This window comes from Pseudomonas sp. 4CAES_32.4 (genome assembly GCF_058136335.1).
Window position 1 is genome coordinate 4152450 of record NZ_CM176882.1, and the last position, 13200, is coordinate 4165649.

General features: G+C 63.0%; 3 protein-coding genes. 2 read left to right on the top strand and 1 reads right to left on the bottom strand.

Translation table 11 applies throughout. The annotated features are described in order from the left end of the window. Positions 1 to 129: 129 nt before the first annotated feature. A complete protein-coding gene (locus tag AC3Y64_RS18660; RefSeq protein WP_489984819.1) occupies positions 130 to 10653 on the bottom strand; it encodes an autotransporter-associated beta strand repeat-containing protein in 10524 nt (3507 codons plus the stop codon). A 520-nt stretch (positions 10654 to 11173) separates the two neighbouring features. Here AC3Y64_RS18660 and AC3Y64_RS18665 point away from each other — a divergent pair. Next, positions 11174 to 12133: a nucleoside-specific channel-forming protein Tsx gene (locus tag AC3Y64_RS18665; protein WP_489984820.1), complete on the top strand. Its 960-nt coding sequence runs from the start codon at positions 11174 to 11176 to the stop codon at positions 12131 to 12133. Between the two features lie 15 nt (positions 12134 to 12148). Then, positions 12149 to 13171, top strand: coding sequence for a purine-nucleoside phosphorylase (locus tag AC3Y64_RS18670; protein ID WP_489984821.1), 1023 nt, complete (start codon positions 12149 to 12151; stop codon positions 13169 to 13171). The last annotated feature ends 29 nt before the right edge of the window (positions 13172 to 13200 follow it).

Consider the following 13200-nt stretch of genomic DNA (forward strand, 5'->3'; position numbering starts at 1 on the left):
AAGAAATCAAAAGATCGCAGCCTGCGGCAGCGCCTACACAAATCCCATGTAGGAGCTGCCGAACGCTGCGATCTTTTGATCTTAAAAAAAACCGCCCTCACGGGCGGCTAAAAGTACTTCGACCCTAAATCAGAAGCCAAGGCTGAAGCTGATGGTCATCGCATGGTCGTTGCTGTCGTTCGACAGTTGCCCCGAATAACCGACGCCGAGCTTGCCGGTCGGGCTGATCTGGAAGTCCACGCCCGCTTCGACAATCGCGCTGTCCTTGGCAATCGGCACGCCTTGGGTGCTGAACGAGGCACCGCCGTCGATGAAGGTCAGGTCGGCGTCAGGCTTGGTGTCGCCGAAGGCATGCCGCCAGCCGATGGCCGCGCGCGGGGTGAATTGCCCGCCGTTGGCCAGGGTGATGACTTTGCCGGCGCGCACGCCGAGGGTCGAGAAGGTGATGTCCTGATCGGCATCGGCCTCCAGGCGCCCTACTCCGCCCTTCTCCTTGGCCTTGTCGGTGTCGTAGTTGACGTAGGCCAGACCGGCGAACGGTTCCAGGGCAATGCCGCCGGCTTCAATCGTGTAGCCGACTTCACCGAACACCTGAGCGCTACGCGCATCGTAATTGGCTTCCAGACGGTCGTTGTAGCTGCCGACGCTGACGTCGCGTTTGGTTTCGATGTCGTGCCAGCTGTAAGCCGCGCCGAGGCGCACCGCCAGTGCATCGAACTGCGAGTTGAGGTAGGCCGCCAAGTGGTAGCTTTCAACGGTCGCGTCCGAACGACGGTCGTGGGCGTCGAGGTCGCTGCGGGTGTAACCGGCGGCCATGCCCACGCGCCACTGGTCATCGAGCTGCTTGTCGGTGCCGAGCATGAAGCCGCTGAGGTTGCGGTCGAGGCTGGCGCTATTGCTGTCGCCGTCCGACTCACCCCAAGCGCCGAGTGCGCGGGCCCAGCCGACCATTTCGCCGTGGCAACCGCTGCTGCTCAACTGGTTATCGCTCGGCGCCAGGGCGCGGCGTGGATCATCCGCCGCGCTGCACGATGGCTGGCGCATACGGTCGTTGACCGCGTCACGCACGTAGCGCGAATCCTCGAGGATGGCGCTGGCGGTGCTGGCGTGGATTTCTCCGGACAGGCTGTCGAAGGCATTGCGCGCACCAGCGACGCTGAGGTTGACGATTTCGTTTTGCAACGTCGCCCCTGCCGCACCATTGCGCATCAGCGCCAGTGCGGTGTTGCGCTGGTTCTTGGTGGCGGCGACATCGGCGAACGAGTTGCCATTGCGGCTGACCACCAGGTTCACCGCGTTGGCGTCATACACCAGTGCCGAATCGAGGAACGCGTATTGCGGCAGGTCCGCAGCGCTGAACGTGCCGATCACACCACCACCCGCCGTAATCACCGAGTAAGTGGTGTTGCCGGTGAACGGAGCCAGCGAATTCACCTGCAACGCGCCGCCCAGGGTCGCGGTGCCACCGACGGCCAATGGCGTGGCGGTTGGCGAACTGATGGTCAGCGCCAGTACACCGTCGGCGGCGTTGGTCAGGTTGCCGGCGACACTCAACGTGCCCGCTTCGGCGCCGGATTGCACCACACCGTGGTTGACCACCGAGCCAACGCTGCCGTTACCGCTCAGCGCAGCGCCGTTTGCCACGGTGACTTGCCCACCGAGCGAGGCCCGCGCGCTGCGGCTACCGACTTGCAACATGCCTTGATCGACCGCCACGGTGCCGCTGAACGGGTTATCGCCGGTCAACAGCAAGGTGCCGCTACCGCGTTTGAGCATCGCGCCCAGCCCGTTCAGCGATCCATTGAATTGCCCATTGAAATTCTGCAGGAACAACAGTGAGGCGTTGTTGAGGATGTTGCCCTGCAGGCTGGTGGTGTTACCGATCAGCGTACCGCCGCTGACCGTGGTGCCACCGCTGTAAGTGTTGGCGCCGCTCAATACCAATGTGCCGGAATCGAGTTTCTCGATGCCGCCAGTGCCCACCAGCGGCACAGAGATTTCCGCACTGCCGCCACTGTTGACCCGAACCGGTGCGAGGCTGCCGTCCGGCCCGTTGACCGGTGTCAGCGTGCCGCCGGCACCTGGGGTCAGGCTGTAGCCATTGGCCAGAAATTGCAGGCCGGTGAAGTTCTGATTGCCCTGCACAGTGACCGTGCCACCCTGCCCGCCAAACACCGCGAACTGACCGTTCGACGCGAGCGCCTGAGTGCCGTTCGGATCAGTCCAGTTAGTGCCTGGCCCCCACACGCCGCTGCCGCCGCCGATGCTGCCATCCGGATTGGTCTTGTCACCGTTCCAGAACTGCACTTCACCCGGCGTGCCTTGCACCAGCAGGTTGATCTGATTGGCAATCGCCGTCTGCAAGGTGAGATTGGACGCCGACACCGGCAGGCTGCCGTAGACCAGACCGTTGTCAGTCAGGCTGCCGCCATAGTTGAACAGTTGATAGACGCCGGTACCGAAGCCGCCGGCATTGCTGACGTTGAGCGTGCCGTCGAGGGTCAGGTTGCCGGCCACGTTGACCACGGTGGTCGAACTGGTCGCCGAACCGAGAGTGAAGTCCAGATTGGTCCCCGACGACAACGCCAGCGCACCCACCGACAGCGGCGTTGCTGTGCCGCCACCGACCAGCGTCGCGCCGTTGGCCAGTTGCACCGCGCCGCCGAACTGGCCGCTGCCGCCGACGCTTGCGCCGCTGGCAACGTTGACGTTGGCACTGTTGAGCGTGCCATTGACCAGCAGGCTGCCGGCTTGCACCGAGGTGTTACCGGTGAAGCCGTTGTTGCCGGTCAGGAGCAAGTCACCGCTGCCGGTTTTGTTCAGCGTGCCGGCGCCAGTGAGGTTACCGGTGTAGCTGCCATCGGCATTCTGCTCGAAGGTCAGCGTGGCATTGTTGACGATTGCACCTTGCAGGCTGCTGGTGTCGCCGAATGTGCTGCCGCCGTTCAGCGTGGTGCCGCCGCTGTAGGTGTTGGCGCCGCTGAGGGTGAGATCGCCTGCGCCATTTTTCACCAGACTGCCAGCGCCAGTGACAGCGCCGATCAGCGTAGTGTCCTGGTTGCCAGCGAGGGTCAATTGCCCGCCCAGATTGATCGTGTTGGCCAACTGCAGCGCCGAGGTGCTGTCGAGACTGCCGTTGCCGGTCACGTTCAAGGCACCGCTGCTGATCGCGCTGTTGTTGCCGAGGATCAGCGTGCCGGCGTTGAGCTGCGTGCCGCCGCTGTAACTGTTATTGCCGTTGAGGGTCAGGCTCGAAGCACCGGTCTTGATCAGGCTGCCGCTGCCGCTGACATCGCCATCCAGGGTCAGCACATTGGAACCAGCGACGGTCAAGCCACCGTTGACCACCACATCATTGGCCAAGGTCGCGGCGGTGTTGCTGTCCAGCGCAGTGCCATCGGCGGCGGTCAGGACACCGGTGCCGAGCGCGGCGTTGTTGCCGACGACAATCTTGCCGCCATTGAGCGCCGTGCCGCCGGTGTAGCCATTGGCCGCGTTGAGCACCAGCGTGCCGGTGTCGTATTTGCCCAGCGTGCCGCTGCCATTGAGCGCGACACCAATGGTTGCCGTGGCATTCGGGTCAACCCGCACCGTGGCATTGCCCATCGACCCGTTGACCAGATTCAGCGAACCCGCCGTGCCGTTCACCAGGCTGTAGCCATCGGTGACGAACTGCAGGCCGGTGATGGTTTGCGCGCCGTTGACGGTGACCGTGCCAGCCGCGCCCTGGAACACCGCGAAGTTGTTGGTCCAGGCCTGGTTGGTGGTGCCGTTGACGTCGGTCCAGTTGGTGGTGCCCGTGCCCCAGGTACCGCTGCCGCCTTCGACCGAACCATTGGCCACCAGTTGATTGCCGTCCCAGAATTGCACGGTCACGCCCGGTGCGGTCACCAGCAGATTGATCTGATTGGCCAGCGCGGTTTGCAGGGTCAGGTCGCCCGGGGTCACGCTGCCCGGCACGCTGCCGATCAGCATGCCGTTGTCGGTCAGGCCGCCGGTGTAGTTGATCAGGCGATACACGCCGCTGCCGAAACCACCGATGTCAGTGACGTTGAGGGTGCCGTCGAGGGTCAGGTTGCCGCCGACATTGACCAGCGCGTTGCCGCCGCCGGACACCGGAGTGCCGAGGCCAACATCGAAGTTGGAGTTGCCGTTGAACACCAGCGAACTCACGTTCAGCGTGCTGCCGGTGACGCCCGCCAGATGACCGCCATCGGCCACCGTCACGGCACCTGTCAAGGTGCCGCTGCCACCGAGAGTACCGCCGCTGTTGACCAGCACATTGCCGCTGGCCAGCGAGCCATCGACTTGCAAGGTGCCGGCATTGACGTTGGTGTCACCGGTCAGGTCGCTAATGCCGCTGAGGGTCAGGGTGCCGCTGCCGAGTTTGCTCAGGCCGCCGTCGCCGCTGAGGATGCCGGCGAAGGTGCTGCTGATATTGTTGCCACCGAGGCTCAGCGTGTTGCCAGTGCCGATCAGCGCAGTGCCACTGCCGGTGAGGCTGGCGAGGCTGCCCGAGGCGCCGAGATTGAGCGCCGCACCGCCGGCGAGATTGACCGTGGCATTGTTGCCCAGCGCCGCGCCACTCAGTGTGGTCAGACTGCCGGCGAGCACATCGAAAGTGCCGCTGAAGGTGTTGTTGCCGCTCAGGGTCACGTCGGCCAGACCGTTTTTGGTCAACGTGCCAGCGCCGGCAACGATGCCGCCGAGGGTCAGGTTGTTGTTACCGGCAAGCGCCAGATTCGCGTTGACGTTGAGGTTGTTGGCCAGCACCAGTGGCGCGGTGTTGTCGAGTGTCGAAGCGCCGGCCACGGTCAGCGCGCCGCTGCCCAGAGCCGCGCCCGTGCCGAGGGTCAACGTGCCCGCGTTAAGCGTGGTGCCGCCGGTGTAAGTATTGATGCCATTGAGCGTCAGATTCGACGCGCCGTTCTTGATCAATCCGCCCGCACCGCTGACGACACCGGCCAGGGTCAGGTTATTGCTGCCGGTGTTGCTCAGATTGGCGTTGAGCACCACGTTATTGCCCACACTCAGCGCACTGTTGCTGTCCAGCGCCGAGGCGCCCGCCACGGTAAGGTTGCCCAGACCCAGCGCCGAGTTGCTGCCGGCGGTCAACGTACCGGCGTTGAGGGTGGTGCCGCCGAGGAAGTTGTTGTTGCCGCTCAGCGTCAGGTTTGATGCGCCGTTTTTGCTCAGGCTACCGGCGCCGTTGACCGTCCCGGCCAGGGTCAGATCCGATGTACCAACGATGCCGAGGTTGCCGGCCAGATTGACCGCGTTGTTCACCGATACCGCCGTGCTCGCGTCCAGCGTGGTGCCGCCGGCAGCGTTCAACGTGCCGGAGCCCAGCGCCGAGTTCGACGCCAGAATCAGTCCACCGGCATTCAGCGCCACCGGGCCGAGGAAGGCGTTGTTGCCGCCGAGGGTCAGGTTGGCCGTGCCGGTTTTGATCAGGCCACCGGTCCCGCCGATCACACCATTCAGCGTCAGCGCATTGCTGCCGACGATGGTCAGGTTGCCGTTGAGCGTCGCGGCGTTGGCCAGGGTCACTGCGGCGTTGCTGTCCAGTTGCGTACCCGCGTTCGCGGTCAACGTGCCGGTGCCGAGCGCGGTGTTGCTGCCGACGATGATTTTGCCACCGTCCAGTTGCGTGCCACCGGTGTAGGCATTGGCGCCACCGAGTACCAGCGTGCCGCTGTCGAGTTTATTGAGAATGCCGCTGCCATCGATATTGGCATTGATGGTCGCGGTCACGCCCGGATCGACGCGCAACGAAGTGGTGCCGCCGGTGCCGTTGACGGCGGTGAGTTGCCCCGCTGCACCGTTGACCACGTTGTAGCCGTCGGTAAGGAACTGCATGCCAGTGAAGGCTTGCGTGCCATTCACCGTCACCGTGCCGGCGGTGCCCTGGAACACTGCGAAATCGCCGGCCCATGGTTGGTTGACCAGACCGTTGGCATCGGTCCAGTTGGTGCCGACCGCGTTCCACGTACCGCTGCCACCATCGACCACGCCGTTGGCAATGGTCTGGCTGCCGTCCCAGTAACGGATGTTGACGTTCGGTGCCGAGACTTGAATGTTGATCTGATTGGCCACGCCGGTCTGCACCAGCAGATCGCCGAGGCCGTAACCGACCGGCACACTGGCAACGTCCAGGCCGAAATTGGTCAGCGCGCCGGTGTAGTTGAACAGGCGGTACACGCCGACACCAAAACCGCCGGCATCAGTGACGTTGAGGTTGCCGTTGAGAGTGAGATTGCCGCCGACGTTCATCAGCGAGGTGGTCGACGGTGTGCCCAATGCGACATCGACGTTGCTGCCGGCCGCGAGGGTCAGCGCACTTGCCGACAGTTGGTTGCCCGACGCCAACGCCAGATGGCCGCCGCTGTTGATGTTGACGCTACCAATCGCCGAACCGGTGCCGGTCAGGGTGCCGCCGGTATTCACGTTGACCTGCGCGCTGGCCAGCGAACCGCTGAGATCGACTGTACCGCCATTGATCGCGGTGTTGCCGGTGATGCCGTTGATCCCGGTGAGGTTCAAGGTGCCGGTGCCGACTTTGACCAGGCCGCCGCTGCCGCTGAGATCGCCGTCGAAGGTGCTGGTGACGTCGCCGCTGCCGACGGTCAGCAGGTTGCTGCCGGTCAGTTGCACACTGCCGCTGCCGGTCAGCGCACCGAGGCTGGCGTTGCTGCCCAGATTGAGCCCGGCGCCGGCACTGATGTTGACGCCGGAGGTATTGCCCAAGGCGTTGTTGTTGAGCGTGGTGACGCTGCCGGAGACGATGTTCAGCGCGCCGGTAAAGGTGTTGTTGCCGGCCAGGGCCAGATCCGACAGGCCGTTTTTGGTCAGGCTGCCGGCACCGTCGATGATGCCGTTCAGGCTCAAATCGTTATTGCCAGCGACGGTCAGCCCGGCGTTCAAGGTAATGGCGTTGCCGATACCAAACGAGGCGCTGTTGTCCAAAGTCGCCGCACCGCCGACGACCAACGCGCCGCTGCCGAGGCCGTTGGCATTGCCCAAAGTCAGCGTGCCGGCATTGAGTGTGGTGCCGCCGCTGAAGCTGTTATTGCCGTTGAGGGTCAGGTTGGCCGTACCGTTCTTGATCAGTTGACCGGTGCCGCTGGTGACGCCGCCGAGGGTCAGGTTCTGCGTGCCGCCCACGGTCAGTCCGGCATTCAGGGCGACAGCGTTGTTGAGGCTGACCAGCGGCGAGTTGCTGTCCAGCGTCGCCGCGCCAGCGACGGTCAATGCGCCAGAACCCAACGCCGAACTGTTGCCGACGGTCAGTGTGCCGGCGTTCAGCGTGGTGCCGCCAAGGTAATTGTTGGCAGCGTTGAGGATCAGATTGGCCGCGCCGTTTTTCACCAGACTGCCGGCGCCGCTGACCAGACCGGTCAGGGTCATGTTCGCCGTGCCGCCGATGTTCAGCGCACCGGCCAGCGCGACAGCATTGTTCGGGCTGACTGCGGTGTTGGCGTCCAGCGTGGTGTTGGCCGCGGCGTTCAACGTTCCGGAGCCCAATGCGGTGTTGCTGCCGACGATGAGTTTGCCGGTGTTCAGCGCGGTGTTGCCAAAATAAGTATTGGCGCCGTTGAGGGTCAGGTCGGCAGCGCCGTTCTTGGTCAGTCCACCAATACCGGCGACCACGCCACCGAGGGTCAGCGCATTGGTGCCGCCTACAGATAGAGTGCCGGAGAGGTTGACGTTGTTGGCCAGCGTCGCGGCGGTGCTGGCATCGAGTGTGGTGCCGTTCGAGGCGTTCAGTGTGCCGGTGCCGAGGGCGGTATTGGAGCCGACAATCAGCGAACCGGCGTTCAGCGCGGTGGTGCCGGTGTAGGTGTTATTCCCGGTAAGCGTAAGACTCGATGCACCGGTCTTGATCAGGCCATTGCTGCCGCTGATGACACCGCCGAGGGCCAGTGCATTGGCGCCGCCCGCCGTGAGGTTGGCGTTGAGAATCACATTATTGTTCAGGGTAACGGCAGAGCTGCTGTTGAGGGTGCCTGCGCCTTCCACCGTCAAAGCGCCAGTGCCCAATGCTGCGCCATTGCCGACGGTCAGGCTGCCGGCATCGAGCACGACACCGCCGCTGTGAGTATTGACCCCATTGAGGGTGAGATTGGCAGTGCCGTTTTTCACCAATTGGCTGGTGCCACTGATGACGCCGCCGAGGGTCAGCGCGTTGCTGCCGCCAATCCTCAGCGTGTCGTTGACAATGATGTTGTTGTTCAGCGTTACCGCTGCATTGCTGTCGAGCGTCGCCACGCCGCCGACGGTGATGTTGCCACTACCCAGCGCCGCGTTGGCCCCTGCGGTGATGGTGCCCGCGTTCAGCGCGACGGCACCGAGGAAGGTGTTGGCGCCGTTGAGAATCAGGTTGGCCGCGCCGTTTTTGGTCAACCCGCCGCTGCCGCTGACAATGCCGCCAAGGGTCAGGTTGGCGCTGCCGCCGACGTTGAGATTTCCGCCGAGCGAGACCGCGTTGGTCAGCGCCACCGCCGTGCTGGCGTCGAGGGTGGTGCCTGCCGCTGTGGTCAACGCGCCAGTGCCGAGCGCGGTGTTGGAGCCGACAATCAGCGTGCCGGCATTCAGCGCAGTGCCACCGGAGAAGGTGTTGTTGCCGCTGAGGCTCAGGTTGGCGGTGCCATTTTTGATCAGGTTGCCGGCGCCGCTGACGACGCCGCTCAGGCCCAACGCCTGGGTGCCGCCAATGGTCACCCCTCCCGCCAGTGCGACGGCATTGGCCAGTGTCACTGCTGTGGTCGCATCCAGCGTGGTGCCTGCTGCCGCACTCAGCGCGCCGGTCCCCAGCGCGGTGTTGCTGCCGACGAACAATGTGCCGGCATTGAGCGCGGTGTTGCCTGAGTTAGTGTTGTTGCCGGTCAGGGTCAGGCTGGCAGCGCCGGATTTGGTGATGCCGCCGGTGCCGCTCAACACGCCGCCGAGGGTCAAGGCATTGCTGCCAAGCACGTTGAGCGCGCCGGTCATGCCGATGTTATTGGCCAGCGTCACGTTGGTGGTGCTGTCCAGGCTGGTGCCGGCGGCGGTGTTCAGCGCACCGCTGCCCAGCGAGTTGTTATTGGTCACCAGCAAGCTGCCGGCGCTGAGGGTGGTGGTGCCGGTGAACCCGGTGTTGGCACCGCTGACGGTCAGGCTGCCGGTGCCGGTTTTGGTCAGGCCGCTGCTGCCGCTGATCAGGCCGCCGAGGGTCAGTGCGCCGGTGCCGCCGGCGGTCAAGGTGCCGCCGAGACTGATGGCGTTGGCCAGGCTGATCGTGCCCGGTGCGCTCAATGTTGTCGCGCCGGTGACGTTGAGCGTGCCGGTACTGAACGCCTGATTATTGCCCAACTGCACCGTGCCGCCATTGAGCGTGGTGTTGCCCAGATAGGTGTTGGCAGCACTGAGCGTCAATTGACCTGAACCGATTTTGCTCAAGCCACCGCTGCCGGAAATCACCCCACTCAGGGTGGTCGCGTTGGTGCCTTGCACCGTGACGCCGCCGGCACCGAGGGAGATCAGGTTGGCAATGTTCAACCCGGCATTGCTGGCCTGAAGAACCCCGCCGTTGGACGTAAGCACACCGCTACCGAACGTGGCGTTGTTGTTGAAATTGGCGATACCGCCATTGAGCGTGGTCGCCCCACTGACCAACGGCCCCTGCAACGTCCACGTGCCGCTGTTGATCGTGAGGTTGTTGAAGTTGACATAAGTGGCGCTCGACGCCGTGCCAGTCCCGGTGATACCGCCGCCGACACCCGCCGGGTTTTGCAGGATCAGGCTGTTGGTGCCGCCCGCGCCGCCATCCACCGTGCCGGTCGGGGCGAACGTCAGGTTGATATTGACCAGCCCCCCAAGGCCGACACTGATCTGCACGCCGTCACCGACCTGCACCGAAGAACCGGTCACTGCCGTGAAGGTGTTGGTGCTCGCCGCCCCCATCGACACACCGCCGGTAATCGCACCGGCGTTGGTGAAGGTGTTGCCTGCCGCCGACTTTTCGAACGCGATCCGGCCGTTGATGACGCCGGTGCTGCCGTTGGTCATGTTGACCTGCGAGCCACCGTAGACGCCGATCACCGGGGTATCGGCCAGGGTGATGCCGCCAATCGACAGGCCGGTCGAGGTGATGGTGCCGTTGTTGGTGATGCTGGTGGTGCCGGTAGCGGCGTTGTTCACCGCGATGGCCAGGCCATTGACGCTGGTCAGGTTAAGCCCAAGCAACATGCCGGTACCGCGCATGATCGCGCCCGTATTGTTGAGCACATTGACCGTGCTGGTCGCGCCGTTTCCGATAAATGCACCGCCGCTCAACACCGATATCAGACCAAGGACTGCCGGATCCATGATGCCGGAGTTGTTCAGGGTAATGTTGACCCCCGTCAGGTCCATGACATGCCCGCCAAGGGTCGCGTTCATCTGCGCGCCGCTGTTGACGTTGACCGTCAGGTTGTTCGTGGCACTGGCGAAGTCGTTGGGAACCAGTGGCAGTGGCGGCACCCCCGTACACGTCACGATTGAACCTGCCGTGGAGCATGTGGCCAGCGCCGGTGCGCTGAACCCGCCGAACAACAGTCCGGCGACGCTCAGATGCACAGCAAGGGAAAGTGGGGAAAAACGCGAAATGCGGGCGACACCAAACCTTGCTTCCACGGGTTACTCCTTGTAGTGGCCTAATTCTTCCTTGAAGGCGCGTGGAGCAAGCGGCGGGCTTATTCGACACGCGAATCAAGACTGCGACGGTCATCACAAAACCGTTCTGTTCCTGACACACGCTAGTCGACGCCCTGCGATGGGGCATTGGTTAAATGGTGTTAATACTTTGGTGCTAGAGCGGTCTGGAATAGGGGTTTCAGCCAGCTAGCATTGGTCCTGAGAGCGATACAACACCTGTGGGAGCGAGCCTGCTCGCGAACGCGGTGGGTCAGCTAGCCAATATTTTTCTGCCAGGTAGCGTTCGCGAGCAGGCTCGCTCCCACAGGGACAGTAGCGATTGAAAAACCGCGTCTGACCGATCAAGCAGGAAATACAGCGAAAGGCTCGATTTTTCAGCCTATTGAAGGATTTGGTACGCCTTGTGCAAACGTTTGCGTAACGTCAATCCCGGCGTTTTCGTCACAAAACCGTACAAGCCCACGGAACACGGGCCTCGATCCGCAAAAAAGGACTTTGAATGCACGCCGCCTCGCCTTTCCGCGCACCTTTCGCGCGCACGCTTGCTGTTTCGTTGCTACTGACCGGCGTTACCGGATTTCTCAGCTGCAGCGCTTTTGCCCAACCCGCACTGCCGGAAGAATCAGCCCAGGGCGAAGCCCTCAGCCCCGAAGCCAGCCCGCCGAAACAAGGCGCGTATCTGTCGGACTGGTACAACCAGGACTTGATGCTGATCGGCAGCAAAGACATCAGCTTCGGCCCGCAACCGTCCGACGACATCTATCTGGAATACGAGTACTTCGGACGCAAAGGTCCATTCGAACTGTACGGCTACATCGACATCCCGAAGATCTTCAACATCGGCAACAGCCACGACAAAGGCGTGTGGGATCACGGCTCGCCGGTGTTCATGGAACACGAACCGCGCATCTCCATCGACTACCTCGCCGGGCGCAGCCTGGCCATTGGTCCGTTCAAGGAATGGTATGTGGCGTTCGACTGGATCTACGATCACGGCAGCCGCAAGGAAAATCGCGCCAACACCCTCTACAGCGGCTTCGGCACCGACATCGACACTTACTCGCGAGTCAACCTGTCGGCCAACCTCTACGGTCGCTATCAATGGGAAAACTACGGTGCGAGCAACGAATATTCGTGGGACGGCTACCGCGCGCAGCTGAAATACATCATCCCCATCGACAAATTCAGCAACGGTGCCTCGCTGACCTACATCGGTTTCACCAACTTCGATTTCGGCTCGGATATCCACAAGGACAACCCGGCGCGCACCGCCAACGCAACGGTGGCCACTAACGTATTGCTCTACTCCTTCACCCATTTGCGCTTCACCTTGGTGGGGCGTTACTTCCACAACGGCGGCAACTGGGAGGACGGCAGCGAGCTGAATTTTGGCGACGGTGATTTCCGCGCCCGTTCCAATGGGTGGGGTTATTACGCCGGCGTTGGTTATCAATTCTGATGTTCAGGAGGTTTCATGCAAGCAATGACGCGTTTGACCCTGGCCGGTTTGGCCCTGCTCTCTTCCACCGCTTGGGCGGTCGAAGCGCCGATCCAACCGAAAGTGGTGCTGATCACCATGTTCGCCCCCGAGGCGCAAAACTGGATTGATCGCCTGGAACTGAAACAGGAAATCCGCGTGTCGGGCCTGTCCGCCGAGTACCCGAGCATCCGCTGCAACGCGCAACAGGTGTGCCTGCTGACCACCGGCATGGGCCAGACCAACGCCGCCGCGTCGACCTTGGCGCTGGCGCTGTCACCTAAATTCGACCTGCGCAAAAGCTACTTCCTGATTGCCGGCATCGCCGGGATCAGCCCGAAACACGGGACCATCGGCACCGCCGCATGGGCGCATTATCTGGTGGAATTCGGCACGCAATGGGAGATCGATTCACGCGATGCGCCGTCAAGTTGGCCGACCGGTTATCTGGGCATCAACACAAAAGGCCCGAACGAAAAGCCGCCGCTGGACTACAAGACCGAAGTGTTTGAGCTGAACGCGAAACTGCAGGACAAAGCATTCGCCCTGAGCCACAAGGTTGCACTGAGCGAGAGCAAGGAATCGGCGGCGTGGCGCCTGAAATATCCTTCTGCCCCGGCCAATCAGCCGCCCGTCGTCACCCGCTGCGACACGCTGGCGGGCAACACCTGGTTCTCCGGTACGCGGTTGAGCGAGCGCGCCGAGGTCTGGACCAAGTTGCTCACCGACGACAAAGGTGAATACTGCACCACCCAACAGGAAGACAACTCGACCTACGAAGCGCTGTTACGCGCCAGCCGCGAAGGCCTGGTCGATGTGCAGCGCCTCGCCGTGGTGCGTGCCGGTTCCGACTTCGACCGCCCTGAGCCGGGCGGCAGCGAAGTGGACAATCTGCTCAGGTACGCCGATCAGGGTGGCTTCGTCCCGGCGCTGGAGAATCTCTATCGTGCAGGCAATCCATTGGTGCAGGACATCCTGAAAAACTGGTCAGCCTGGGAAAACGGCGTCCCTGCTTCTTAAGACCAACATAGATTCCTGTGGGAGCTGGC